This is a genomic window from Roseovarius sp. BRH_c41 (assembly GCF_000961715.1).
Classification (GTDB): Bacteria; Pseudomonadota; Alphaproteobacteria; order Rhodobacterales; family Rhodobacteraceae; genus Roseovarius.
On record NZ_LADY01000022.1, the window covers coordinates 1 to 25659 of the forward strand.

Annotated in this window: 21 protein-coding genes; 10 read left to right on the forward strand and 11 right to left on the reverse strand. The window is 62.8% G+C overall.

Annotated elements, in window-relative coordinates; all coding sequences use genetic code 11:
• Together VR71_RS06845 and VR71_RS06850 are read left to right on the forward strand one after the other, a co-directional pair.
• On the forward strand, positions 1-1955 hold a 1955-nt coding region (locus tag VR71_RS06845; protein WP_045682342.1), incomplete at its 5' end, for an ATP-binding cassette domain-containing protein.
• Position 1956: 1 nt separating this feature from the next.
• The gene (locus VR71_RS06850; protein WP_045682344.1) at positions 1957-3156 is read left to right on the forward strand and encodes an HlyD family type I secretion periplasmic adaptor subunit; all 1200 of its coding nucleotides are present in this window, start codon (positions 1957-1959) and stop codon (positions 3154-3156) included.
• Positions 3157-3232: 76 nt separating this feature from the next.
• On the opposite strand, the gene VR71_RS06855 is transcribed toward VR71_RS06850, so the two are convergent.
• The 4 genes from VR71_RS06855 to VR71_RS06870 all read right to left on the reverse strand — a co-directional run bounded on the left by VR71_RS06855 (position 3233) and on the right by VR71_RS06870 (position 6537).
• Positions 3233-3760: a polymer-forming cytoskeletal protein gene (locus tag VR71_RS06855; protein ID WP_045682346.1), complete on the reverse strand. Its 528-nt coding sequence runs from the start codon at positions 3758-3760 to the stop codon at positions 3233-3235.
• Positions 3750-5069, reverse strand: coding sequence for a M23 family metallopeptidase (locus tag VR71_RS06860; RefSeq protein WP_198134891.1), 1320 nt, complete (start codon positions 5067-5069; stop codon positions 3750-3752). Before VR71_RS06860 ends, VR71_RS06855 begins: the two co-directional genes overlap by 11 nt.
• A gap of 182 nt (positions 5070-5251) precedes the next feature.
• A complete protein-coding gene (locus VR71_RS06865; protein ID WP_045682360.1) occupies positions 5252-6055 on the reverse strand; it encodes a ferritin-like domain-containing protein in 804 nt (267 codons plus the stop codon).
• Positions 6056-6075: 20 nt separating this feature from the next.
• Positions 6076-6537 carry a peroxiredoxin gene (locus VR71_RS06870; protein WP_045682363.1) on the reverse strand — a complete coding sequence of 154 codons (462 nt, stop codon included), beginning with the start codon at positions 6535-6537 and terminating at the stop codon, positions 6076-6078.
• Between the two features lie 107 nt (positions 6538-6644).
• Between VR71_RS06870 and VR71_RS06875 the strand changes: the two genes are divergently transcribed.
• From VR71_RS06875 to VR71_RS06900, 6 genes are all read left to right on the forward strand, one after another.
• Complete coding sequence (locus VR71_RS06875; protein WP_296430012.1) at positions 6645-10037, forward strand: AsmA-like C-terminal region-containing protein; 3393 nt, start codon at positions 6645-6647, stop codon at positions 10035-10037.
• Positions 10034-11122, forward strand: a complete 1089-nt coding sequence (queA, locus tag VR71_RS06880; RefSeq protein WP_009818279.1) for a tRNA preQ1(34) S-adenosylmethionine ribosyltransferase-isomerase QueA — start codon at positions 10034-10036, stop codon at positions 11120-11122. The genes VR71_RS06875 and queA overlap by 4 nt, the downstream gene beginning before the upstream one ends.
• Before the next feature lie 68 nt (positions 11123-11190).
• Positions 11191-12444, forward strand: coding sequence for an MFS transporter (locus VR71_RS06885; RefSeq protein ID WP_009818280.1), 1254 nt, complete (start codon positions 11191-11193; stop codon positions 12442-12444).
• Between the two features lie 103 nt (positions 12445-12547).
• A complete protein-coding gene (locus tag VR71_RS06890; protein WP_045682349.1) occupies positions 12548-13126 on the forward strand; it encodes a DUF924 family protein in 579 nt (192 codons plus the stop codon).
• A gap of 136 nt (positions 13127-13262) precedes the next feature.
• A complete protein-coding gene (lpdA, locus tag VR71_RS06895) occupies positions 13263-14657 on the forward strand; it encodes a dihydrolipoyl dehydrogenase (RefSeq protein ID WP_045682351.1) in 1395 nt (464 codons plus the stop codon).
• A 399-nt stretch (positions 14658-15056) separates the two neighbouring features.
• A complete protein-coding gene (locus VR71_RS06900) occupies positions 15057-15866 on the forward strand; it encodes a DUF2189 domain-containing protein (RefSeq protein ID WP_009818283.1) in 810 nt (269 codons plus the stop codon).
• A gap of 20 nt (positions 15867-15886) precedes the next feature.
• Here VR71_RS06900 and VR71_RS06905 read toward each other — a convergent pair whose 3' ends face one another.
• From VR71_RS06905 to VR71_RS06935, 7 genes are all read right to left on the reverse strand, one after another.
• Positions 15887-16099 (reverse strand): hypothetical protein, encoded by a 213-nt coding sequence (locus tag VR71_RS06905; protein WP_045682353.1) that lies wholly within the window; start codon positions 16097-16099, stop codon positions 15887-15889.
• Positions 16096-17253: an SRPBCC family protein gene (locus VR71_RS06910; RefSeq protein ID WP_045682355.1), complete on the reverse strand. Its 1158-nt coding sequence runs from the start codon at positions 17251-17253 to the stop codon at positions 16096-16098. The genes VR71_RS06905 and VR71_RS06910 overlap by 4 nt, the downstream gene beginning before the upstream one ends.
• 114 nt (positions 17254-17367) lie before the next feature.
• Entirely contained in the window at positions 17368-17928 is a 561-nt protein-coding gene (gene ilvN, locus VR71_RS06915; protein ID WP_009818286.1) for an acetolactate synthase small subunit, read from the reverse strand.
• Positions 17929-17980: 52 nt separating this feature from the next.
• Entirely contained in the window at positions 17981-19735 is a 1755-nt protein-coding gene (locus VR71_RS06920) for an acetolactate synthase 3 large subunit (RefSeq protein ID WP_045682367.1), read from the reverse strand.
• Positions 19736-20147: 412 nt separating this feature from the next.
• Entirely contained in the window at positions 20148-20795 is a 648-nt protein-coding gene (locus VR71_RS06925) for a response regulator transcription factor (protein ID WP_009818288.1), read from the reverse strand.
• On the reverse strand, positions 20792-22219 hold the full coding sequence (locus VR71_RS06930; RefSeq protein WP_009818289.1) for a cache domain-containing protein: 1428 nt from the start codon (positions 22217-22219) through the stop codon (positions 20792-20794). Before VR71_RS06930 ends, VR71_RS06925 begins: the two co-directional genes overlap by 4 nt.
• Before the next feature lie 47 nt (positions 22220-22266).
• The gene (locus VR71_RS06935; RefSeq protein WP_045682356.1) at positions 22267-23529 is read right to left on the reverse strand and encodes a SulP family inorganic anion transporter; all 1263 of its coding nucleotides are present in this window, start codon (positions 23527-23529) and stop codon (positions 22267-22269) included.
• Positions 23530-23774: 245 nt separating this feature from the next.
• Between VR71_RS06935 and VR71_RS06940 the strand changes: the two genes are divergently transcribed.
• Both VR71_RS06940 and VR71_RS06945 read left to right on the forward strand, forming a co-directional pair.
• Positions 23775-24860: a TRAP transporter substrate-binding protein gene (locus VR71_RS06940; RefSeq protein WP_009818291.1), complete on the forward strand. Its 1086-nt coding sequence runs from the start codon at positions 23775-23777 to the stop codon at positions 24858-24860.
• A 100-nt stretch (positions 24861-24960) separates the two neighbouring features.
• Positions 24961-25659 (forward strand): TRAP transporter small permease subunit (locus tag VR71_RS06945; RefSeq protein ID WP_045682358.1); only part of this gene is annotated, 699 nt, incomplete at its 3' end.

Sequence of the window (25659 nt, forward strand, 5' to 3'; positions counted from 1 at the left end):
TGGCGCGGGTCGAGCCGGTGGCGCATCCGCATCCCGATCACTGGCCCGCGCTGGCGCAGATGACGAGCGGGCAATTCGTGCTGGTGCTGTCGCAGGCGGGCAGTGTCCTGACGATCCATGATACGACCTGCGCCGATCAGCGCGCCGAGGTCGGTCTGGCCGAATTCGAGCCGTTCTTTACCGGCATGGTGGTGCGGGCCGAGGCCCCGGTGCAAAGCCCGAGCCGCGCGCATGACGCGCCCGAGGCCGCGCCGCATTGGTTCTGGAGCCAGTTTGGCGGGTTTCGGCGGCATATCGCGGAGGTGGCGCTTGGGTCTTTCGTGGCCAATATTCTGGCGGTGGCAGTCGCGCTTTTCGCGCTTCAGGTGTACGATCGGGTGATCCCGCATCAATCCGAGGCGACGCTCTGGGTCTTGGCGGCGGGGGCGGGTCTTGCGCTGGTGATGGAAGCCGCGCTCAAGATCGCGCGGGCGCAGTTGATGGACGGGGCCGGGCGGCAGATCGAACTCAATGTGCAGCGCATTCTGATGGATCGCATCCTTGGCATGCGGTCCGAGATTGCCGGCAAGGGACCGTCGCAGATCTTCTCGGCGATGCGCGAGTTTGGGTCTGTGCGCGAGTTCTTTACCGCCTCCACGATTGGCACGCTCACCGATTTGCCGTTCATCGTGGTGTTTCTGGCGCTGGTGGCGTCGATTGCGGGCAATGTGGTTTGGGTGTTGATCCTCGGTGGGGTGATCATGGTGATCCCCGGCTTTCTGCTGCAACGGCGGATGATGCGGCTGACGCAAGAGATGCAGGGCGCGGGCGCGCGGGGCGCGCGGCTGTTGCATGAGGCGATATTCGAGCTGGATACGCTCAAGACGCAGCGGGCCGAGGACCGGTTTCGCCGGATTTGGGGCGAGTTGACGGCGCTGCAGGCGATCAAGTCGAGCGAGCAGCGGCGGTTGGGATCGGTGCTGACGTTCTGGGCGCAGGCGGTACAGCAGGCGACCTATATTGCGGCGGTGATCCTTGGCTCTTATCTGGTGTTCGCGGGCGAATTCACCGTGGGGTCGATCATCGCCGTGGGGATCTTGACCAGCCGCACGCTGGGGCCGCTCACGCAGCTATCAGGGACGCTGGCGCGGTGGGGCAATGTGAAATCGGCGCTGGCGGGGCTCGATGCGATTGCGCTGGCGGAGCAGGACGCGGCCGAGGGGCGCAGCTATTTGCGGCGGACGTCCCTGAGCGGGGCCTATGAGCTGCGCGAGGTGCAATTTGCCTATGACGCGGGGGCTGCGCCGGTGCTGGATATTCCGGGGTTGATCATTCAGCCGGGGCAAGTGGTGGCGGTGCTGGGCACCAACGGGTCGGGAAAATCGACTTTTCTCAAGCTCCTGTCGGGGCTTTATGCCCCGAGCCGGGGGCGGTTGATGCTGGATGGCACCGATATGGGGCAGATCGCGCCGCGCGACCTGCGGCGGATGATCGGCTATCTGGGGCAGGATGTGCGGCTCTTCACGGGCAGTCTGCGCGAGAACCTGAACCTGACCTTGCTGGAGCGTGATGACGCGCGGCTGATGCAGGCGCTGGAATTTGCCGGGCTGGGGCCGTTTGTGCGCGGCCATCCCAAGGGGCTGGACCTGGAAATCCTCGATGGTGGTCAGGGGCTGAGCCAAGGGCAGCGGCAGTCGATCGGCTGGGCGCGGCTGTGGTTGCAGGACCCGGCGGTGTGCCTGCTGGACGAGCCGACGGCAGCGCTGGATCAGACGCTGGAGCGCACGCTGGTGAGCCGGTTGGAAATCTGGCTCAAGGGGCGCACGGCGGTGATTGCGACGCACCGGATGCCGATCCTGAGTCTGACGAGCCGGACGCTGATCCTGCAAGCGGGTCGGATGGCGGTGGACGGGCCGCGCGATCAGGTGCTGGCGCATCTGGCGCAGGCGGCGGGCATCGGGCCGGGAGGGGCATGAGATGAGCGATGTGGGCGCACGCAGCACCGCGAGCATATTGGCAGAGTTGAACGGGCGCTTGCGCGGTCCGAGCCTGATGGTGTGGCTCTGTGCGGCGAGTGTCTGGATTTTTATCCTCTGGGCCGCGTTTGCCTGGATCGACGAGATCGTGCGCGCGCCGGGCGCGTTCATTTCCACCTCTCGGCCGCAGATCATCCAGAACCTCGAAGGCGGGATACTGGCCGAATTGCTGGTGCAGGAGGGCGATGTTGTGGCGCGTGGTGATGTTCTGGCGCGGCTGCATGATACGCGATTCAATTCCGAAGTGGCGGATTTGCAGGATCAGATCGCGGGTCTTGAGGTGCGGCAATTGCGGCTGGAGGCGGAATTGGCCGGGCAGTTCGATTTCGCCGCGCCCGAGGCGGTTGTGACACGGGCGGGGGAAATGGTGGCCTCGGAACGGGCGCTGCTGAAGGCGCGGCAAGAGGATTTCGTCAAGAGCAGCGAGGGGGCCAAACGGGTGATGCAGCAATCCGCCGAGGAAAAGCGGCTGTTGGAGGGGCTATTGGCGAAGAAGATCGTGGCCTTGATTGAGGTCACGCGCGCGCGCAAGGCGCATGCGGATGCCGAAAAGCGCTATGATGAAATCGTGACGCAAGCCGAGCTTGAGCGGGCAGAGGCCTATTCCGAAACGCTCAAGGAATTGGCGACGCTGCGCCAGACCCTGCGTGCCAGTCAGGATCAGCTCAACCGGACGGTGTTGCTGAGCCCGTTGCGCGGCGTGGTGAACAATCTGAGTGTGACGACGATTGGCGGCGTCGTGCGCCCCGGTGAGGAAATTCTGGAGATCATCCCGCTGGATGAGGAGATGTTCGTCGAGGCGCGGGTCGAGCCGCGCAATATCGCCAATATCCGGCGCGGGCAGGAGGCGACGATCAAGCTGACGGCCTATGATTACACGATCTACGGCACCTTGAAGGGGCGGGTGGATTTTATTTCCGCCGATACGTTCAAGGACGAGCGGGCGCGCGATCCCGATGGCGACCCGCATTACAAGGTGACGTTGCGCGTGGATATGGGGGCGCTGACGCCCCGGCAGGCGGGGATCGAGATCAGGCCCGGTATGCAGGCGGAGGTGGAATTGCACACCGGCGAAAAGACGGTCCTGCAATATCTGCTGAAACCGCTCTACAAGAGCCAGCAAGCGCTGCGCGAGCCGTAAGAGGCAAGGCGCGGCGGGCATGAAAAAGGCGGCGATGGCAGGGGGCCACGCCGCCTTTTGTGATGTCCTGCTTGGATCAGCCCTCGGCGGGTTTCGGTGCGGCGGCAGCTGCGGCGGGGATTGCGGGCTTGGGGGCAGATTTGTTGCCGGTCAGAGGATCGTCCTGACGCTGCACCGAGCCTTCGAAATGCGCGCCGCTCTCGATTGCGATGGTCTTGTGGATGATGTCGCCCTCGACGCGGGCGGTCGAGGTCAGGCGCACCTTGAGGCCACGCACGCGGCCGACGATGCGGCCGTTGATCACCACGTCATCGGCGATCACTTCGCCCTTGATGGTGGCGCCTTCGCCGACGGTCAGCAGATGCGCGCGGATGTCGCCCTCGATCGAGCCTTCGACCTGAATGTCGCCGGTGGTCTTGAGATTGCCGGTCACGTGCAGGTCCGAGGACAGCACCGAGGCGGGCGGCTTGGCCTTGGGGGCCGATGCCTTGAATTCACTGTTCAGCGCGTCGGGTCGCGCCGAATCGAGCCGGTTCTCGGAGGAAGCCGGTTTGGCCTCTGCAGGCTTTTGCGCGGGTTCGTTGATTTTGCTCTTAGAAAACATTGTTTGCAGCCTTGATGTATATCATGGGGTTGACGGACTGGTCGCCGACGCGGACCTCGTAGTGTAGATGTGTGCCCGTAGAACGTCCAGAGTTGCCCATATCACCAATCCTGTCGCCGCGCGAGACCCTTTGCCCGACGTTGACGCGGATTTGCGAGAGGTGGGCATAGCGGGTTTCGATGCCGAAGGCGTGCTTGATCTTGATCAGGCGGCCATAGCCCGAGAGCCAGCCCGCATGGGTGACGACGCCATCGGCAGTGGAATAGATCGGCGTGCCCTGAGGGGCGGCGAAATCGGTGCCCTGATGCATCCGGCCCCAGCGCATGCCATAGCCGGATGTGAAGCGAAAGGCGCTCTTTACGGGCATGGCGAAGGGAGCCTTTTGCGCCGCGATGCGGTAGAGGTTGAGTTCGTCCATGCGGTTGAGGATGCGGTTGGCGCGCTCGGCATCGACCGAGGGTTCTTCGCCGCGGGTGGAGAAGGACAGGGGCATCAGCGGGCCGCCCTGACCGGAATAGCCGCGGCGCACCGCATCGAGCAGCGTGTCGGTGTTGAGACCTGCCGCGCTAAACATCTTGTCGAGGGGTTCGACAGAGATCGCCATCGCATCCTCAAGCTGGCTGAAGATCTGGTCGTTCTGATCCTTGAGCAGGCGCAGTTGCGTTGTCATTTCATCGGCGTGCAAGAGCGCGTCCTGCGCATTGGCAATCGTCGTGTCGCGCTCTTCGGCTGCGTCCGAGAGGGCGGCCGTCAGGAAATCGACCGTTGCGTCCGTGCCCGTTTCGGTGCCGGTGCCGGCGCCGGTTGCGCCGTCGGTCTCCAAGGAGAGGGCCAGTTGCTCGGCCTCCTGGCGGGCTGTTTCCCGCTCGGACATGGTGCGGCGCAGGGTGGTTTGGATCACCTCGATCCCGGTTTCCAATTCGCGGCGGCGGGTCTCAGAGGCCAGCAATTCGGATTGCATCAGCGAAATCTGTTCCAGCGCGAAGCTGAAGCGTTCCTGTGCGGCAATCGCCTCTTCGGCGCGTTTGTCGCGTTCGGTGGAGAGCGCATTGAGCCGGTTTTCATAGGTGCGCTGGTCGCGCTTGGCCTGTTCTCGGAAGTTGCCGGACCCGATGCTGTCCATCAGCAGAATGGATGTGGCGATGATCGACCATGCGACGATGGACGCAGCCCCGGCAAAGGCGAAAAGTTGGGTAGAGGGGCGCAGGCGGATGAAACGTGTGTCGGTATCGGACCGCAAAAAAACCCGACGCTCGGGGAAATACCGTTCCAGAATGGAATGAACTTTTATCGCAAGTCTTGTTCTCACGCGTCTTCTGCCCTTGTTGCCTCGGTCATCCTCCGGCGCTTGGCTGCGATTATCCCAGCCGCCGTGTTGAGTGTGCTTAGCCAGTGGTCGGGCTTTGGGCAAGATTTTTGACCAATCGGGTTCCATAGCTTGGCTGTTTCCCGCTTGATTGGCGGAAAATCGCCGATTGGCGGAAGAATATTTCAATCTCGGGTGGAGTGCCCGTCGCTCAGCGGCCAGTAGAAATCCGGTGGCAAACCAGCTTCGGCGCGTTTCTCTTCGTTGAACGGGGGTTTCAATGAGCCGTGGAAGTAGCGGCGCACGAGGTCGTGGAAGGCGATCTTGGGGTCGAGATCGTGGCGACCGCAGAGAAAATGAAACCATTTGGACCCATAGGCAACATGATGCACCTCTTCGGCATAGATCACCTGCATGGCCTCGACCGCGCCGGTCTCGCCGGCGCGCTGGAAAATCTCGATCATGCCGGGGGTCACGTCGAGGCCGCGCGCCTCGAGCACCATGGGCACGACTGCGAGGCGGCCCATGAAATCCTGCGCCGTATCCTCGGCGGCGCGCCACATGCCTGCGTGGGCAGGCAGGGCACCGTAATGGCTGTTCAATGCTTCAAGACAGTCGCATATCAGGTTGAAATGTTTGGATTCCTCGTCGGCCGCCTTGACCCAGTCATCATAGAATCCGATGGGCATTGGGGTGTCGGCAAAGCGCGCGATGATGTCCCAATGCAGGTCCACGGCGTTGAGTTCGATATGGGCCACGGCATGCAGGAGGGCGATGCGCCCCTTGTCCGAGCCGGGACGGCGGCGCGGCACGTCGCGCGGGTCGAGCAGTTCGGGGTGTTCGGGGCGGGCCGGGCGCAGCGGTGGCGTGGCACGGCCCAAGGGAATGTCGTGCCCCGCCGCGCGCGCAGCAAACCACGTCGCGGCATGGGCGCGCGAGAGTGCTGTCTTGGCGCGGCCGTCGTGGGTCGAGAGCACCTCGACGGCCATTTCTGTCAGGGTGGGGTCGCTCACAGCGCCTTGACCGCGTTCAGCACCTCTTCGGCGTGGCCGGGCACTTTGACCTTGCGCCAGACGCGGGCGATGCGGCCCTCACCGTCGATGAGGAAGGTTGAGCGCTCGATGCCAAAGAATTTCTTGCCATACATGCTTTTTTCCGCCCAGACCCCATATGCTTCACAGGTCTCGGAATCCTCATCTGACAAAAGCGGGACCGAAAGCGCGTGTTTGTCCCGGAATTTCTCGTGACTGGCGAGGCTGTCCTTGGAAATGCCGAGCACGGTGGCCCCGGCGGCGTCGAATTGATCCTTGAGGGCGGAGAAGGCCACCGCCTCTTTGGTGCAACCGGAGGTGTCATCACGGGGGTAGAAAAACAGCACAACAGCGCCGGGGCGCAGGCCCGAGAGCGTTATAGTTTCACCCCCATCGCGCGGCAGCGTGAAATCGGGAGCGGTATCGGACATATCTGGCATGGGGTTTCCTCTGAGATGCAAAAATGTGAATTCCATATTAGGTCGCAAAAGGCGAGAATAAAGCCACGAGGCAGAAGAGATGCGCGAGACGCGTCCGAACGGATAGGATGAGCACGGAGCCGACACAAGAGCAGGGCGCGGCAGAGATGCCGCCGCCGACGAGCGGGACGCCTGTGCGGCCCCGCAAGCGTCGTCGTGCGCTGCGGCATCTCGTGCAGTTCTGTTTTTCCTGTGCGGTCCTGCTGGTGGTTCTGGGCTTGATTGTCGCCGTGAACATCGGGGTGAACCTGCGGGCGCCCGTTTGGCTGCAAGAGCGGATTGCAGAGCGGATTGATGCGAGCGTGCCGGGCTATCAGTTGCGGTTCGGCGAGATGTCGTTGGTGGTGGGTGAGGATCTTGTGCCGCGTGTGGCGTTGCGGGATGTGGCGCTGGCCAATCTTGACGGCGTGCCGCTGGTGACGCTGGGATCGCTTGATGTGACGGTTGCGCCGGAGCCGCTGTTGCGGGGAGAGGTGCAGCCGAGGACGGTCCGCCTGTCCGGCGCGCAATTGGGGCTGCGGCGGCTGGCGACCGGCGAGTTGTCGATTGTGTTGGGCGCGACGGGGCAGGGCGGCACGTTCCACGAGCAGCTTGATGCGTTCTTTGCGCGGCCCCAATTGGACGCGCTGCGGTTGGTCACGGCGGATAACCTGAGCTTGCGTTACGAGGATGCGCGGGCGGGCCGCGCGTGGAGCGCGGACGGCGGCCGGGTGGAGTTGACGCGCGCGGGCAATGGGATTTCGTTGCGCGGGGATGTGGCGCTGCTTGGCGCACGCGACTACGCCACGACATTGGCGGTCAATTACGAGGGCCGGATCGGCAGCAAGGTCGCGGAGTTCGGCGCGACCTTTGAGGATATGCCAGCGAGCGATATTGCCGGGCAGTCGCCAGCGTTGGCCTGGCTTGGGGCGTTGGAGGCACCGATTTCGGGGGCGGTGCGCGCCGGGGTCGATGCTGAAGGCCGGCTTGGGCCGCTCAACGCCACCTTGCAGATCGGGGCGGGGGTGTTGCAGCCGACGCCCGCCACGGTGCCGATCAAATTCCGCTCGGCGCGCAGTTATTTCACCTATGATCCGATGGTCCAGGAAATCCGGTTCACCGAGTTGTCGGTGGACAGCGCCTGGGGTCAGGCGCGGGCCGAGGGCACCGCGCGGCTGGTGGGGATGGAGGCCGGTTGGCCACGCGAATTGCAGGCGCAGATCCGGGTGAGCGATGTGGTCGCGGACCCGGCCGACCTCTACCCAGAGCCGATCCGGTTCGAAGAGGCGCGGATGGCGCTGCGGTTGCGGCTGGACCCGTTTGTCCTGACCTTGGGAGAGTTGAGCCTGAGCGATCAGGGGCATTACCTGCAGGCGCGCGGCGAGGCGCGCGGCAGTGACGAGGGATGGGATATCTCGCTTGAAGGGGGGATGGACGGGCTGAATCCTGAGCGGTTGATGGCGCTCTGGCCGCGGGCGACCAAGACCAACACGCGCGAGTGGATCGAGAAGAATGTGCGCCGCGCCGATCTGAGCGATATTCAGTTTGCCCTGCGGATGCGCCCGGACATGTTACCGGATTTCAGCCTCGGGTTCGATTTTGCGGATCTTGAGACGGTCTATGTGCGCGATGTGCCGCCGATTACGGATGCCTCGGGGCGGGCGTCGCTGCATGACAACCGCTTTGTCGTTCAGGCCGAGCGGGGGCATGTGGTGGCGCAAGAGGGGGGTCGGATCAACGTGGCGGGCACCAGTTTCATCATCCCCGATGTGCGGATCAAGGACGGCCCGGCGCAGGCCGTGATGCAGACCCGCAGCACGATCACGGCGGCCTTGTCGCTGCTCGATGCGCCGCCGTTCCGATTCCTGCAAAAGGCGGGGCAGCCGGTGACGGTGGCCGAGGGGCAGGCGGAGTTGGACGGGGAGCTGATGTTCCTGCTCAAGAAGAAATTGACCACGGAGGAGGTGGCGTTTGACGTGACCGGAACCCTCAGCGACGTGCGCAGCGAGACGCTGGTCAAGGGGCGCGTTCTGGCGGCTGAGCGTTTGGCGGTCGAGGCGAGCAACCGACATCTCGAGATCGGTGGCGCGGCGCAGGTGGGGGCCGTGCCGGTGCGCGGCAGTTGGGACATGGCCATCGGGGGCAACCCGCAAGGCGAGAGCCGGGTGCGGGGACAGATCGAGTTGTCGCAGCGGTTTCTGGAGGAATTCGGCATCGGCCTGCCCCCCGGCAGCCTGTCGGGCGCGGGGCAAGGCGAGATAGAGATCGGCTTTGCCAAGGGGCAGCCCCCGGAGTTTGCGCTGACATCCGATTTGGCGGGACTCGCGCTGCGGTTGCCGCAACTGGACTGGGCCTTGGGCCAAGGACAGCAAGGGCGGCTTGATGTGGTGGGCCGACTGGGGGCGGTGCCGGAGGTCACGGCGCTGAGCCTGAGCGGTGCCGGGCTTGAGGCGCAAGGGCGTGTCAGTCTGGACGCGGGCGGCGGTCTGGAGCGGGCCGAGTTCAGCCGGGTCACCTTGGGCAACTGGCTGGATGCGCCGGTGAGTTTGGTTGGGCGCGGCGCGGGGGTGACGCCGCGCGTCGAGGTGACGGGCGGCACGGTCGATTTGCGGCAAACCTCTTTGGGGGGGCAGGACGGTGAAGCGGGCGAGGGGGCGCGCGGTGGCGGTCCGGTTACGTTGCGGCTGGAGCGGTTGCAGATTTCCGAAGGCATTGCCCTGACCGGGTTTCGTGCGGATCTGGACACCTCAGGCGGAACCAATGGCACATTCACCGGGCTTTTGAACGGGTTGGCCCCGGTCACCGGGCAGGTCGTGCCCATGTCGGGGCGCAGCGCGTTCCGGATCAGATCCAACGATGCAGGCGAGGTGTTGGCCGCGGCGGGTCTGCTGCGGCAGGCGCGCGAGGGGGTCTTGGAGATGGTATTGACGCCTGCGCCGGAGCCGGGAAGCTATGACGGGGTGCTGGGGATAGATCAGATCAGGATCAAGGACGCCCCGGCGCTGGCGGCGCTCTTGAATACGATCAGCGTCGTGGGGCTGTTGGAGCAGTTTTCCGGCAAGGGTCTGCATTTCGGGCGGGTCGATGCGAAGTTCCGCCTGACGCCGAACCGGCTGATCCTGCTGGAAGGCAGTGCGGTCGGTGCCTCGGTCGGGATTTCGATGGATGGCTATTACACGATGGCGAACAAGCAGATGGACATGCAGGGTGTGGTGTCGCCGGTCTATTTGCTCAATGGGATCGGTGAGGCCTTTACCCGGCCCGGTGAGGGGCTTATCGGGGTGAACTACACGCTCAAGGGCGCCTCGACTGACCCGGTGGTGTCGGTCAATCCGCTTTCGGCGCTGGCACCGGGGTTTCTGCGCGAGTTGTTCCGCCGACCTGCGCCCACGGTGGGCACCGGACGGGCCGCGACCTCGGGGCAGATCAAGGGCGAAGCCGAGCGTGAGGCGCAGGACATTCACCAAAGACAGGACAGATGAAACTTTCAGATTTCGATTTTGACTTGCCCGAGGCGTTGATTGCGACGCGCCCCGCGAGGCCCCGACGCGCCGCACGGTTGCTGGTGGCGGAGGGTGCGGCGATCACCGATGCGGGGGTGGCCGACCTTGGGCGGTGGCTGCGGCCCGGTGACCGGCTGGTGCTGAACGACACGCGCGTGATCCCGGCGCGGCTGTCGGGGCTGCGCCATCGCTCTGGGGCGCAGGGGGACACGGCGGCAAAGATCGAGGTCACGCTGTTGGAGCCGGGGGCAGAGGGCACCTGGGGCGCGCTGATCAAGCCGCTCAAGAAGGTGAGCGTGGGCGAGGAAATCGTGTTCTCGGAGCGGTTATCGGCGGTGCTTGAGGCCAAGGAAGAGGGACAGGGGCGGCTGCGGTTCAACCTGCGTGCTGAGGATTTCGACGCGGCGCTGGCTGAGGCGGGGGCGATGCCGCTGCCGCCCTATATCGCCGCGCGCCGTCCGGCGGATGATCAGGACAAGGTGGATTATCAGACCGTTTGGGCGCGGGCGCCGGGGGCCGTGGCGGCGCCGACGGCCTCGTTGCATTTTGATGAGGCGCTCTTGGCGGAACTGGCGGCGATGGGGGTGGGGTTTACCCATGTCACGCTGCATGTGGGCGCGGGCACGTTTCTGCCGGTCAAGGTCGAGGATGTGACCTCGCATAAGATGCATGCCGAATGGGGCGAGGTGAGCGAAGAGGCCGCCGCAGAGATTGCCGCCACGCGCGCGGCGGGCGGTCGGATCATTCCGGTTGGCACCACTGCGCTGCGCTTGATCGAAACGGCGGCGCGGGCCACGGGCGAGATTGCTGCCTGGTCGGGGGATACGGATATCTTCATCTACCCCGGTTTCGAATTCCGCGTCACCGATGCGCTGATGACCAATTTCCATCTGCCGAAATCGACGTTGATGATGTTGGTGTCAGCGCTGATGGGGCAGGGCGTGATCGACCGAATTTATGCACATGCGGTAGCGAGGGGTTATCGCTTTTTCTCGTATGGGGACGCGTCGCTGTTGATCCCGGCGGCAAAGCCTGACAGGCGGGGCGCACAGGCGACAGAGTAAGTCGCCTTTGAAGTGCCGCTGATGCGGGCATCTGCTAGGTTGGCGAGAGAAGACGAAGGAGAGGCGTAATGTTTCAGGTGCTGTCGGGGGCATGGGCCCTTTTGTTGGGCATGATGCTGTTGCAGGTCGGAAATGGCATGCAAGGCACGCTTCTCGGGGTGCGTGGCGCGCTCGAAGGGTTTTCGACCTACGAGATGTCGGTGGTTATGTCGTCCTATTTCGTGGGGTTCCTGTTTGGCTCTCGGATGGCGCCTGAGATGATCCGTCGGGTCGGGCATGTGCGGGTGTTTGCCGCGCTGGGGTCGATGATTTCGGCGGTGCTGATCCTCTATCCGACGATTGCAGAGCCCTGGGCCTGGTCGATTGGCCGGGTGCTGATCGGATTCTGTTTCTCGGGGGTCTATGTGACCGCTGAAAGCTGGCTGAACAATTCCGCGACCAATGCGACGCGCGGCAAGGCGCTGTCGCTCTATATGATCGTGCAGATGATCGGCATCGTCTCGGCGCAGGGGTTGATGGTGCTGGCGGACCCGTCCGGCTATGTGCTGTTCGTCATCCCGTCGGTTCTGGTGTCGCTGGCCTTTGCGCCGATTCTGCTGTCGGTCAGCCCGACGCCCGCCTTTGGCACGACCAAGCCATTGTCGCTGCGGCAGATCATGAAAATCTCGCCGCTGGGCTGTGTCGGGATGCTGCTGACGGGGGGTGTCTTTGCCGCGCAATTCGGCATGGCGGCGGTCTATGGCGCCGAGGCGGGGCTGAGCGTGGGGCAGATTTCGGCCTTTGTCGCGTCGTTTTACGTGGCTGCCGTGGTGGCGCAATATCCGCTGGGCTGGCTGTCAGACCGGATGGACCGGCGCAAGCTGATTGCGGGCGTGTCGCTGGGAACGGGCATCGGGGCCGTGGTCGGCATGATGCTGGGCGATAATTACTGGTTCCTGTTGTTGGCCGGGTTCATCGTGGGGGGCACGTCGAACCCGCTCTATTCGCTGCTGATTGCCTATACGAACGATTTTCTCGAGCATGATGACATGGCGGCGGCGGCGGGCGGCATGGTGTTCATCAACGGGCTGGGCGCGATTGCAGGGCCGTTGATGGTGGGCTGGATGATGGGAGTCATGGGGCCGGGCGGCTATTTCCTCTATATCGCGGTGCTGATGTTCGCGATGGTGGCCTATGCGATTTATCGGATGACGCAGCGCAAGGCCCCGGCAGTGCGCGAAACCGACCGGTATATGCCGGTTTCGCCCTCTTCTTCGCCAATGGCGGTGGAGTTTGCGCAAGAATATGCCATTGAAACTGCGCAAGAGGCGAAACAGGATTGAAATTAAGTAAATATGTCCCTTCTGTAGTAATATGTTACTGTGAAAGCGGGCTAAATACCCGTTAACGTCATGAAACCATCATAGGACAATGAGGAGTCCCCCTATGGTTACACCCGACGACGTGTTGCGGTTCTGGCTGGATGAGATCGGGCCGGGGGGCTGGTACAAAACATCTGAGGCGCTGGACGCCACGGTGACGGAGCGGTTTGAGGCCGCTTGGGAGAATGCACGTGACGGGGCCTATGGTCTGTGGCTGACCTATCCGACCGGAATGTTGGCCTATGTGATCCTGACCGATCAGTTTCCGCGCAATATGTTCCGGGGCGAGGCGAAGGCCTTTGGCACCGATGCGCAGTCACTGGCGGCGGGCAAGGTCGCGATCAATCGCGGTTGGGATCTGCGGATTGATGAACCGGCGCGGCAATTCTTTTATCTGCCCTTGATGCATTCCGAGAACCTGTGTGATCAGGAGCGTTGCGTGCGGTTGATGTGCGAGCGGATGCCGCAGCACGGGGCTGAGAACCTGACACATGCACGGGCGCATCGCGAGGTGATCCGGCAGTTCGGGCGATTCCCCTATCGCAATGCGGCGCTGCAACGTCCGTCGACCGCGCTGGAGCGCGCCTTCGAGGCCGAGGGCGGTTATGGCGACACGCTGCGCCGGATCAAGCAGGCCGCCTGATCCGCGCCCCTCTCTGCGCTTTCAATTGCTCGAAAGACACGGATGGTGATTGTTTGTTCAATCGCTCAATCATGTCGCGTTGCGATGTGGTGGAAAATAGTTTAATGGCAAACTAAATTTTGAAAGGGAGGGCCGCATGGCATCGACGACCTATGACATGATCGTAATCGGGGCGGGTCCGGGCGGCTATGTGGCTGCGATCCGGGGCGCGCAACTGGGCCTCAAGGTGGCTATTGTCGAGCGCGAGCATATGGGGGGTATTTGTCTCAACTGGGGCTGTATCCCGACCAAGGCGATGCTGCGCTCCTCTGAGGTGTTCCATCTGATGCACCGGGCCAAGGAATTTGGCCTGAGTGCCGAGGGGATCGGCTATGATCTCGATGCGGTGGTCAAACGCTCGCGCGGGGTGGCCAAGCAGCTGAGCGGCGGCGTCGCGCATCTGATGAAGAAGAACAAGGTGACCGTTGTGATGGGGGCTGCGACCTTGCCTGCCAAGGGGAAGGTCAGCGTCAAGACCGACAAGGGCACCGAAGAGCTGGCGGCCAAGCATATCATTCTGGCTACCGGCGCGCGGGCGCGGGAATTGCCGGGGCTGGAGGCGGATGGCGATCTTGTGTGGACCTATAAGCACGCTCTGGTGCCACCTCGTATGCCCAAGAAGCTGTTGGTGATCGGGTCAGGTGCCATCGGGATCGAATTTGCCAGTTTCTACAATACGCTCGGGAGCGAGACCACGGTGGTCGAGGTGATGGAGCGCATCTTGCCGGTGGAAGATGCAGAGATTTCCGCCTTTGCCAAGAAGGCGTTTACCAAGCAGAAGATGAAGATCATGGAAAAGGCCATGGTCAAGCAATTGGACCGGGGCAAGGGTAAAGTCACCGCGCATATCGAGGTCGGTGGCAAGGTCGAGAAACACGAGTTCGACACGGTGATTTCCGCCGTGGGGATCGTGGGCAATGTCGAGGGTCTGGGGCTGGAGGCGCTGGGCGTCAAGATCGACCGGACGCATGTGGTGACGGATGAGTATTGCCGCACCGGCGTTGAGGGGCTCTATGCGATTGGTGATATCGCGGGCGCGCCGTGGCTGGCGCATAAGGCGAGCCATGAGGGCGTGATGGTGGCCGAGTTGATCGCGGGCGGGCATCCGCACCCCGTCAAACCCGAGAGCATCGCGGGCTGCACCTATTGTCATCCGCAGGTGGCGAGCGTGGGGCTGACCGAGGCCAAGGCCAAGGACGCGGGCTATAGCGTCAAGGTGGGCCGTTTCCCGTTCATCGGCAATGGCAAGGCGATTGCGCTGGGCGAGGCCGAGGGCATGGTCAAGACGGTGTTTGATGCCAAGACCGGCGAGCTGCTCGGTGCGCATATGATCGGGGCCGAGGTCACGGAATTGATTCAAGGCTATGTCGTGGGCCGTCAGTTGGAGACCACGGAAGAGGATCTGATGAACACGGTCTTTCCGCATCCGACGCTGAGCGAGATGATGCATGAGAGCGTGCTCGATGCCTATGATCGGGTGATCCACATCTGAGATTGTCCGGGCGGCATGAACATAGCAGGCGCGTCTGACAGGGGTCGGGCGCGCCTGTTGCATTTGGGGGGGCTGACCTTGGCCCCAAACGATAGACCGCGCGGTGCCCGTCCGCCGGGTGGGCGCTGCTCCAAAGTCGGCTGGCACTTTATGCCCGCCAAGTCTTTCCGTGTTTTCAGTGAGTTAAGACCTCGCAAAAGCGCCCGCCCGGTGGGGCGGACGGGCGCTGCGCGGCGGTGCCTGCGGCACCTTGAGTCCGCGCTTTGGCGCTTGGGACCAATGTCGGCAACAGGCAAATGGTTCCTGCCATAGCGATGGCGATATAGATGAGTTCAAGTTAGATATTTGCGCAGGGCGCTTGCTTGGCTAGGCTCGTGCATCAAGGGGAGGACCACAGGGATGCCGCAGAACGAGATCAAGCCGCTCGGGGTGCCGGAGATGGGCGCTGTCGGGTTTGACATGTTGGGTGAGGCGCTGCGCCGGGGGTGGGCGGATATGCGTCGCGCGCCGGGCTATGCGGTGATTTTCGCCGGTGTCTATGTGCTGATCGGCTGGGGGCTGGCCTGGATCACGCTGGTCACCGGCAAGAGCTATTGGTTGATCTTTGCCGCTGTGGGCTTTCCGTTGGTGGGGCCGTTCGCCGCTGTGGGGCTCTATGAGGTAAGCCATCGGCTGAGCGAGGGGCGGGCGCTGGTGGCCTCCGAGATTTTCGGGGTGATCGCGCATCAGAGGCGGCGGCAATTGCCGTCGATCTGCGCCATCATCATCATGGTGTTCCTGTTCTGGTTCTTCCTTGCGCATATGATATTCGCGCTGTTCATGGGGCTGTCGACGATGACCAATGTGTCTTCGTCTTTCGAGGTTTATTTCACGCCCGAGGGGATGAGCATGCTGGCGGTGGGAACAGCGGTGGGGGCCGTGTTTGCCCTTTTGCTCTATAGTCTGACGGTCGTGTCGTTGCCGCTGCTTTTGGACCGCGAGGTGGATTTTGTCACCGCGATGCTGACGAGCCTCACTGTTGTGACGGAGAATCTGCTGCCGATGCTGGCCTGGGGCGCGCTGGTGGCGGGGCTGACGTTTCTGGCGATGTTGCCTGCGTTTCTGGGGCTGTTCTTCGTGCTGCCGCTCTTGGGGCATGCGACGTGGCATTTGTACAAGCTGATGTGCGAGGCGGGGGGCGCTGCCCCCCGGACCCCCGCGAGTATTTGAGCCAAGAAAAGCGCGGTGCGTTATGCCTCGCGGCCATGGGCGACAAGGCGGGCGTGCAGGGATGCCGCCTCGGCCGCGCCTGCCTCAAGCGCAAAGACATAGGCATGGGTGAGGAAAAAGCAGGCGGCGTTGAGGTCGTTCGCCGTGTCGGCCGCCTGCGCATAGAGGGCGATCAGCGCTGCTTGATCGCCCGCCGCATGGGCGCGGATCATGGCGCTGTCGAGATCGCTCATTCCGCCGCCAGTGCCTGCGCGCGGTGCGCCTCGACGCGGCCCGCCACCCAAGCGTGGAAGCAATGCGTGGGGCTGTCCATCACCGGTGAGAAGCGCCCGCCGTCGAAATAGGTGGCGTGGCGACCGCGCTGCATGCCCTGAACGACAAAGATATCCTCCTCAAACACGGTTTTCCAAAGCTGGGTGTTGCGCATGCGCAGACCGTCATCGGCGTTGGGGACCGCGTAATAGAGGTGGATATGTTCGACCGTGCGCTCGGTGCCTTTGGGTTCGAGAATGATGGCAAAGGCATGGTCGCGGTGCACGCCCAAGAGGACATTGGGATAGGCCGCGATATATTCGGCCTGTTCATTCCATTTCGCGCCCACGTCGGCGAAATCGGGGAAGGTCTCGCCGTTCTCATTGGTGATCTGGCGATAGACCATGGTGCCCTGACCGGAATATTCGCCCGGTTTCTCGATGTGGTAGTGATCTTCGAGCCGAGAATAGCTGTTGAGGCCGGGGTGCACCCAAGGCAGGTGATAGCTCTCGCAGTAATTCTCGACTGCGAGTTTCCAGTTGGTTTGCACCTCAAGCGTAAAGCGGCTGTCGGGGCCGCCGTGATAGACCGGCAGATCGAACTCGCGCCAGCGGGCGATGAGATCGGCCATGGCCACCTCGAACGCCGGGGCGTCGCCCGAGACATTGATCCAGACCACATCGCGCCAGATATGGCTGCGAATCTCGGTCAGGCCCAACGCGTCGCGTTTGATGCTTTCGTGGGTGTTATGGCCCGGCCCGCCGACATGCGGGGTCGACACAAGCGCGCCCTTGGTCGAATAGCACCAGGAATGGTAGGGGCAGCGAATGGCGCCCTCGATCTTGCGTGGTTCCTCGACGAGGATCATGCCTCGGTGGCGGCAGATGTTCTGGAAAACGCGGACCTCGCCGTCCTTGTCGCGGATCAAGAGGAGCGGCATGCCGAGAAATTCCAGCGGCTTGGCGTCGCCGGGTTCCGGGACGTCGGCACCCACGGCAAGTCCTGCCCATTGGCTGAAGAGGAGTGCGTGCTTTTCCTCTGAAAACACAGCGGGGTCGATGTAATGGGCGTTGGGCAGGCCGTTGGCCTGCTCTACGGGCCTGCGGACATTCGACAGATCAGTCAGAGCGGGCATTTGGCGTCTCCGGGGTTGGGGCTGGCGCATAGTCTGCCAGAGCCCCGCGCCCTTACGCGCCTGTCTGCGACGCGGCGCGTCAATCCCGCGACAAGCCGGAGGTTGCGGCCCCGATCAGAGGCCGCGCGGTAGGGCGGCTACACCAGTGCGCGCCATTTCGACAAGGCCCAGAGGACGCATCAGTTCGGCGAAAGCGTCGATCTTTTCGGGCGCGCCCGTGATCTCGAAGACAAAGCTGGTGAGCGTGCTGTCGACCGCATTGGCGCGGAAGATGTCGGCCAAGCGTAGTGCCTCGACGCGTTTGTCGCCGCTGCCCTCGACCTTGAGCAGGGCCAATTCGCGCGCGACGCTGGGGCCTTCGACGGTCAGGTCATTGACCTTGTGGACGGGCACGATGCGGCCAAGCTGCGCCTTGATCTGTTCGATCACCTGCGGCGTGCCGGTGGTGACGATTGTAATGCGCGAGGTGTGGCCGGTGTGATCCACCTCGGCCACTGTCAGGCTGTCGATGTTGTAGCCTCGGCCCGAGAACAGGCCGATCACGCGGGCCAGAACGCCGGGTTCGTTATCGACCAGCACCGCGAGCGTATGGGTTTCCTGCTGATCCGAAAACGTCGGACGCAGGTTATAGGCGGAATGTTTGGACGAGCCTTTTTTGATTTGCAGAGCGGACATTATGCGGTTTCCTTGTTGATCGGGCGTGGTCGGTGGTGGGGCAGACCCCGCGTCACACCAGCACCGCGCCGCCCTCTTTGATGGCGTCCTTCGTGCTGGCCTCGCCCAAGAGCATCTTGTTATGCGGTTCGCCCGACGGGATCATCGGGAAGCAGTTTTCGTGCTTTTCGACGAGGCAGTCAAAGATCACCGGCCCGTCGTGGTTGAGCATCTCCATAATCGCGTCATCGAGATCGGCGGGCTCATGGCAGCGGATGCCCTTGGCCCCGAAGGCCTCTGCCAGTTTCACGAAATCAGGCAGGGATTCCGACCAGCTTGACGAATAGCGCTCGCCGTGCAGCAATTGCTGCCATTGGCGCACCATGCCGAGGCGTTCGTTGTTCAGGATAAACTGTTTGACGGGCAGGTGGTATTGCATCGCCGTGCCCATTTCCTGCATGTTCATCAGCCACGAGGCCTCGCCTGCGACATTGATCACGAGGGCCTCGGGGTGGGCAATCTGGACGCCGACGGAAGCCGGAAAACCGTAGCCCATGGTGCCAAGCCCACCGGAGGTCATCCAGCGGTTGGGATCGTTGAAGCCCAAGTATTGCGCCGCCCACATCTGATGCTGGCCCACTTCGGTGCAGATATAGCGGTCGTGATCCTTGGTCAGCGCCTCGAGCCGAGCGAGGGCGTATTGCGGTTTGATCACCTTGCCTTTTTGGGTGAATTTGAGGCAGTCGACCTTTTGCCATTCGGTGATGCGGTCCCACCATTTGGCGATGGCCTCGCGGTTGAGCTTGCCACCGCGCGCCTTCCACACATCGAGCACGTCTGCCAGAACATTGGCGATATCGCCGACGATCGGGATATCGGCGCGGATCACCTTGTTGATCGACGAGGGGTCGATGTCGATATGCGCCTTGATGCTGTCCGGGCTGAAGGCATCGAGCCGCCCGGTGATGCGGTCGTCAAAGCGCGCGCCGATGTTGATCATCAGGTCACAGCCATGCATCGCCATATTGGCCTCGTAGAGACCGTGCATGCCGAGCATGCCGAGCCAATGCGGGCCATTGGCCGGATAGGCGCCCAGCCCCATCAGGGTCGATGTGGTGGGAATGCCGGTGGCCTCAACCAGTTCGCGCAGGAGGCGTGTGGCCTCGGGCCCGGAGTTGATGACGCCGCCGCCGGTGTAGAAGACCGGACGCTTGGCCTTTTCGAGGGCGGCCACCAGATCGGTGATGCCTTCGATATCGCCTTTGACCTGCGGTTGGTAATGCGAGACCCGCGCCTGCTTGGGCGGGGTGTAGGTGGCCGAGGCGAATTGCACATCCTTGGGGATGTCGACCAGAACCGGGCCGGGGCGGCCAGTGGTCGCGACATGAAACGCCTGATGCAGCGTGTCGGCAAGGCGCGCGGTGTCGCTCACCAGCCAGTTGTGCTTGGTGCAGGGGCGGGTGATGCCGACGGTGTCGGCCTCTTGAAAGGCGTCATTGCCGATCATGAAGGTCGGCACCTGTCCGGTCAGAACCACAAGCGGAATGGAATCCATCAGCGCATCGGTGAGGCCAGTGACCGCGTTGGTGGCACCGGGGCCGGAGGTGACGAGCACCACGCCCGGTTTGCCGGTCGAGCGCGCATAGCCTTCGGCAGCATGCACGGCGGCCTGTTCGTGGCGCACGAGGATGTGGCGAATATCATTCTGCTGAAAGATCTCGTCATAGATGGGTAGCACGGCACCGCCGGGATACCCGAATACGACATCCACGCCCTGATCCTTGAGGGCCTGGACCACCATTCTCGCTCCGGTCATCTGACGTGTCATGTTTTCGTGCTCCGTATCTGACGTCAATTCAAGTCGCATAAAAAAGCCCCCGGTGGGAAACGGGGGCGCATGGGGGACCGATGAGGTTTCCGTTACCAGCCCATGCGCCATTTACCTACGATGTTTCCTAGTGTGGTCACGCGGGCGACTCCTATGCTGCGTGGCGGCGACATTAGGTCCGGGTGCAGAGAGCGTCAAGCCGATTTGGTGGATAAAATGTCGCAAACCGGGATGAAATCTTTGCATTTGTTGCGCGAAACTTGGTCTCGACGTTTGAATCGCGGAAATGACGGGTGTTGGCGGGGTGATTTGTGTGGGAATCGGCGTGGGCGTCCTGGCGTGGGGCCATGGAATTGATCTGGTTCCACATAGCTCGGGGTTTGGGGGTTGGCCGCCGATCTGCCAGCACGGATCAGAGCCGGACGCCTGTGCCCTGCAAAACCCCATGTTCCAGCGCATAGCGGGTCAGCCCGGCGGTCGAGGCGATGCCGAGTTTGCGTTTGATGTTCTTGCGATGTGTCTCGACGGTGCGCACCGAGATATCGAGCGCCTGCGCCACGTCCTTGTTGGATTTGCCTTGGGCCAGTTGCAAGAGGATCGTCTGTTCGCGGTTGGTGAGTTGTTCGCGCTCGGGGTTCTCGTAGGGTTCGAGCGAGCCTTTGGCCCCGGTGCAGAGATAGCGCTGGCCGGTCATCACCGCGTCGATGGCGCGCTTGATCTCGTCGGTGGGTACATCCTTGAGCACATAGCCTGCCGCACCGTGGCTGAGCGCCGAGGAGATGTATTCGGGGCTGTCATGCATGGTGAGGATCAGGATGCGGGTGTCGGGGCGCTTTTCGAGGATGATCTCGGCTGTGGTCAGCCCGCCCAGCCCAGGCATGTTGAGGTCAAGCAGGATCACATCGGGATCGAGCGCCTCGACCCGGTCAATGATCGCCTGTCCGTTGCACAGGCTGGCGAGGATTTCGATATCGTCATAGCTCTCGAGGATGGACTGGATGCCTTCGGCGACCATCGGGTGGTCGTCCACGATCACGATCCGGATGGGTTTGGGGCTCATGCGCGGGCCTTTTCCTTTGGGGTGGGGCGTTCTTGCGGGGGCAAAAGGTGGGTGAGGGGGACGGTTGCCTCAATGGCGGTGCCGGTCTTGGTTGAGATCACCGCTAAAGTGCCGTCCAGTTGTTCGACTCGTTCCTGCATGTTGCGCAGGCCGAGCCCGCCGCCGGGCGTGCCAGAGGGCTTGGCTTGATCAATGCCGCAACCATTGTCGGCGATCCTCAGGGTGGCGCCGCGGGCATGGCCGCGCACATCAATGGTGACGCGGGTCGCGCCGGAATGGCGTTCAATGTTGGTAAAGGCCTCTTGCGCCACGCGGTAGAGAGCGATCTTGGCCTCGTCATCCAGTCGGTTGCGAAACACCACGGTGCTGAACTCGGTTGCGATGCCGGTGCGCTTGCCGAAATCCTCCGCCAGCGTCTTGAGCGCCGGACCGAGGCCGAGGTCGTCCAGCACGGCGGGGCGCAGGTCGCGGCTGATGCGGCGGACCTCTTGAATGGCCCCCGAGAGGTGGGTGATGCCGCGTTCCAGCGTGTCGGCGGCGCGGGTGTCGCCCGCCGCCAGCCGCCGTTTGGCGGTGTCGAGGGCGTAGCGCACGCCGACGAGGATCTGGCTGATGCCGTCGTGCAATTCGCGTGCGACGCGGCCGCGCTCCTCTTCCTGTGCGTCAAACACGCGCTGGGTGAGTTTCTTGAGCTTGGCGTCGGCGAGGCGGCGTTCGCGGATATTGATAAAGAGGCCCGAGACGAAAACCAACAGCAGCGCTGCCAGCATTGCCGCGCCGATGTAGAAGAAGGTGCGCTCCACCCGCGCCTCGACCTTTTCGCGCGAGGCGGTGACGGTGGCCACCACATCGTCGATGAACACGCCGGTGCCCACCGCCCATCGCCAGTCTTGCAGCCCAATCACGTAGGTGACCATCTGCGCGCGCTCGCCGGTCGAGGGTTTGGGCCATTCGTAGCTGTGATAGCCGCCGCCCGTGCGGGCGAGGCGGATCAATTCATCGGTGATGGGTTGGCCGCCCTCATCCTCCAGCCCGGTCCAGTTGCGGCCGATGAGTTCGGTATGTCTTGGGCTGACAAGGTTGTTGCCGTCATAGTCGAACACAAAGAAATAGCCGTCCTGCCCATAGAGCATGCCTGCGAGGATCTGGCTGACCTGTTCCATGGCGCGTTCGTCGTTGGGCGCCGCGCGCCCGTAGATGTTCACAAAGGCGGTGCGGGCGATGGAGAGGTAATTCTTGAGTTCCGCGCGCTTGGCCTCGATCAGCTGCGCCTCGAGCGTTTCGATCTCGCGTTCCGCAAGTTGGCGCGATTGCAGCGTGACCACGACCGATATCGCCAGTGCCGTGAGGATCAGCGGCAGGGTGGCGATCAAAAAGAGCTTTTGGCCATAATTGAGCCGAATGTGGGCGAAGAGGCGGTTCATGGATCAGCGATAGGGCGAAATGCGCTTCATATCCAGTCTTTCGCGCGTCAATGCTCGGGCGTGTGCCAGTCGGCGGGCGGCACATGGCGGCGGCGCAGGCGCAGCGCGAGGCCCAAGGCCACGCCAACCCCGATGGCGACGGTCAGGTCGGCCAGCACGGTCAGCACCAGCGTGAGCAGCAAAAGCATCCGGTCCGAAGGACGGTCCGCCATATAGCTGCGCCATTTGTGCGGTTCGGACATGTTCCATGCAATCAGGATCAGCAGGCCCGCAAGGGCGGGCATGGCGAAATAGCCCGCCAAGGGGGCCGCGAGCAGCATCACGAGCAGGATCACCACGGCATGAAGGAGGCCCGCGACCGGGGTCTGAGCGCCTGCACGGACATTTGTGGCGGTACGGGCGATTGCCCCGGTGGCAGGTAGCCCGCCAAAGAGCGCGGAGCCGATATTGGCGACGCCATTGCCGATGACTTCGGCGTTGGGTTGCGATTTATCACCGATCATCCGGTCGGCCACCGCTGCCGACAAGAGCGATTCCACCCCCGCGAGAAAGGCGATGATGAGGGCAGAGGGCAGCAGGTCGATCATCCGATCAAGGTCGAGTGTGGGCAGGCTGGGCATGTTGGGCGTATTGGGCAGGGGGCCAAAGCGGGACAGGAGTGTGTCGACCGGCATTTGCCAGAGTGCCACGGCGGCTGAGGTCAGCCCCACCGCCACGATCAGCCCTGGATAACGCGGGGCCGCGCGGCGCAGACCGACGATCAGCACCATGGTCGCCAGCCCGATCACGAGCGCCTGAGGGTTAAAGGTGTCGCGGGCATGCCAGAGCACCTCGATCTTTTCGAGAAATTCGGCTGGCAGGTTTTCGGTGGTGAGGCCGAGAAAGTCCTTGACCTGACTGGTGGCGATGATGATGGCGATGCCGATGGTAAAGCCGTTGATCACCGCCTCGGGGATATGGCGCACGAGGCTGCCTGCGCGCAATCGACCCGCGATCACAAGGATTACACCGGCCATCAGCGTTGCAAGGATGAGCCCGTCCTGCCCGTGCTCGGCGATGACGCTGTAGACCACGACGATAAAGGCGCCGGTGGGTCCGCCGATCTGCACCCTGCTGCCGCCCAAGGCCGAGATCAGAAAGCCGCCGATGATGGCGGTGGTCAGTCCCGAGGCGGGGTCCGCACCCGAGGCAATCGCAATGGCGATGCTGAGCGGAAGCGCCACCATCGCCACGCTGATCCCGGCAAAAAGATCGGCGCGAAACAGCGCGGCGGTGTAGCCCGACAGAGTGGAGAGAATTTTGGGTTTCATGCGCGAATCTCAACACCCGCACCGATCCTGTTTCAAGCACAAAGCGCGGACTGCGTGCACAATTGCATGCAATGACCCCCGGCGAGGGGGCAAATCATCACGAAAAGTTTGAAATACCCCCCGGCTTCTACGCAGTAGTCGGTATTTGCAGATGCACAACCCGTCGCTAAGGTCGGCCCACTACAGAGATCCGGGTGTCGTCAGAGAGGTGGCGGCACTGTCATAATAATGGGGAGGAAAACCAAATGGATCGTCGCTCTTTTCTGAAGAATACCGCACTGGGTGGCGGGGCTGCTGTTGCGGCCTCGGCGCTGGCTGCACCGCTCTATGCGCAGGGTGTGCGCAATCTGACCATGGTCACCACATGGGGTCGGGGTCTGGCGGGGGTGTTTGACGCCGCACAGCGCGCCGCCGACAATATCAACGGCATGGCCGACGGCAGCATTGTGATCGACGTCAAGGGTGCCGGTGAATTGGTGGGTGCGTTCGAGGTGTTCGACGCGGTGACCGCCGGTCAGGCTGACATGTATCACGGGGCCGATTATTACTTTGTCGGTCAGCACCCGGCCTATGCGTTCTTTACCTCGGTGCCTTTCGGCATGACCGCGCAAGAGCTGGTGAATTGGTATTACCATGACGGTGGCGCTGGGTTCCATGACGAGCTTGGCCAGATCTTTGGTCTCAAATCCTTTCTTGCGGGCAACACGGGCGCGCAGGCGGGTGGCTGGTTCTCCAAGGAGATCGCAGGGCCGGAGGATTTCAACGGTCTCAAGTTCCGCATGCCCGGTCTTGGTGGCAAGGCGCTTGGCAAGTTGGGCGCATCGGTCCAGAACATTCCCGGCGCCGAAGTCTACCAGGCGTTGGCCTCGGGTGCGATTGACGGCACCGAGTGGATTGGCCCCTGGGCGGACGAAAAGGCCGGGTTCCAGGAAATCACCAAGTTCTACTACACCGCCGGTTTCCACGAGCCGGGTGCGGGCCTGTCGATCGGCATGAACCGCGAAGTGTTCGAGAGCCTGACGCCCGCGCAGCAAAAGATCGTCGAGATCGGCTGTGCCGAGACGCATCAGTGGAATCTGGCGCAGTTCCTGTCCAACAACTCGTCCGCGTTGCAGCGTTTGCAATCCAACGGCGTCAAAACGCTCGAATTCCCTGACAGCGTCTGGGATGCCTTTGGTCAGGCCTCGGATGCCGTGCATCAGGAGAACATGAGCGACGAGATCTACAAGCGCGTCTATGACAGCTACATGGCGTCGATGAAATCGTCTTCGGCCTGGATCAACAAGTCGGACGGTGCCTATACCGCACAGCGCGACCGCGTTCTGGGCTGATCCACGCGATACTGACAGCGACAGGCCCCGGTGCTCGGGGCCTGTCCGCATCGTATGATGGGCCGCGCGGACCCGCGTATCCGCGCATGAGGGGGACAAGATGCTGGACGCAGTTCTCTGGATTTTCCAGAATATCGGCATGGCCTTTTACAATCTGGCCTATGCCATCAGCCATCCCGCAAGCTGGCTGGATTGGTCCAACAAGGAAGCGATCATGCGGGTCGTCTATTATGGCGGTTCGGTCGAGTTCTTCTTTGTTGTGTTCGTGACCTTTCTGGTGCTCACCGGGGTGGGCCTGTGGAAAAACGGCTTTATGTGGGGCTGTGTGCGCGGGCTGGAGGGGTTGGCCAATACGGTCGGACGCTTTGCCGCCTGGGCGGGGCTTATCATGGTGTTCCAGCAGATCATCATTGTGTTCATCCAGCGTATCTTTGCCCGTCCCGATCTGGTGATCGGCTTCGGTATCCCGCTGCAATTCGACGTCAGTTGGTATTCCGAAGAGCTCAAGCTCTATAACGCGCTGATTGTCACGCTCTGTGCCACCTATACGTTTGTTCAGGGCGGCCATGTGCGGGTGGACCTGATCTATGCGCCCGTCAGCCATTCCGCCAAGAAGGTGATCGACATGGCGGGCAGTCTCATTTTCATGATGCCGATGGCGGTGCTGACCTGGATGTATGGCTGGTTCTTCATGTGGCGGCATCTAATCGTGCCGAACCCTTCGGCCAGTGAGCCGCTGGACCGGCTGTTGATGAAATCCCGTGCCCTGCGCTGGAATGTGGAAACCATCGGGTTCAGC

Bases quoted from the DNA above. Each gene is read 5' to 3' on its own strand.
- ilvN (WP_009818286.1), bottom strand. From the start codon at position 17,928: ATGTCCGCTCTGCAAATCAAAAAAGGCTCGTCCAAACATTCCGCCTAT.
- VR71_RS06865 (WP_045682360.1), bottom strand. From the start codon at position 6,055: ATGGCCGTCGAGGTGCTCTCGACCCACGACGGCCGCGCCAAGACAGCA.
- queA (WP_009818279.1), top strand. From the start codon at position 10,034: ATGAAACTTTCAGATTTCGATTTTGACTTGCCCGAGGCGTTGATTGCG.
- VR71_RS06920 (WP_045682367.1), bottom strand. From the start codon at position 19,735: ATGACACGTCAGATGACCGGAGCGAGAATGGTGGTCCAGGCCCTCAAG.
- VR71_RS06870 (WP_045682363.1), bottom strand. From the start codon at position 6,537: ATGCCAGATATGTCCGATACCGCTCCCGATTTCACGCTGCCGCGCGAT.
- VR71_RS06925 (WP_009818288.1), bottom strand. From the start codon at position 20,795: ATGAGCCCCAAACCCATCCGGATCGTGATCGTGGACGACCACCCGATG.
- VR71_RS06940 (WP_009818291.1), top strand. From the start codon at position 23,775: ATGGATCGTCGCTCTTTTCTGAAGAATACCGCACTGGGTGGCGGGGCT.
- VR71_RS06890 (WP_045682349.1), top strand. From the start codon at position 12,548: ATGGTTACACCCGACGACGTGTTGCGGTTCTGGCTGGATGAGATCGGG.
- VR71_RS06930 (WP_009818289.1), bottom strand. From the start codon at position 22,219: ATGAACCGCCTCTTCGCCCACATTCGGCTCAATTATGGCCAAAAGCTC.
- VR71_RS06850 (WP_045682344.1), top strand. From the start codon at position 1,957: ATGAGCGATGTGGGCGCACGCAGCACCGCGAGCATATTGGCAGAGTTG.
- VR71_RS06855 (WP_045682346.1), bottom strand. From the start codon at position 3,760: ATGTTTTCTAAGAGCAAAATCAACGAACCCGCGCAAAAGCCTGCAGAG.
- VR71_RS06900 (WP_009818283.1), top strand. From the start codon at position 15,057: ATGCCGCAGAACGAGATCAAGCCGCTCGGGGTGCCGGAGATGGGCGCT.
- VR71_RS06935 (WP_045682356.1), bottom strand. From the start codon at position 23,529: ATGAAACCCAAAATTCTCTCCACTCTGTCGGGCTACACCGCCGCGCTG.
- VR71_RS06910 (WP_045682355.1), bottom strand. From the start codon at position 17,253: ATGCCCGCTCTGACTGATCTGTCGAATGTCCGCAGGCCCGTAGAGCAG.
- VR71_RS06875 (WP_296430012.1), top strand. From the start codon at position 6,645: ATGAGCACGGAGCCGACACAAGAGCAGGGCGCGGCAGAGATGCCGCCG.
- lpdA (WP_045682351.1), top strand. From the start codon at position 13,263: ATGGCATCGACGACCTATGACATGATCGTAATCGGGGCGGGTCCGGGC.
- VR71_RS06905 (WP_045682353.1), bottom strand. From the start codon at position 16,099: ATGAGCGATCTCGACAGCGCCATGATCCGCGCCCATGCGGCGGGCGAT.
- VR71_RS06885 (WP_009818280.1), top strand. From the start codon at position 11,191: ATGTTTCAGGTGCTGTCGGGGGCATGGGCCCTTTTGTTGGGCATGATG.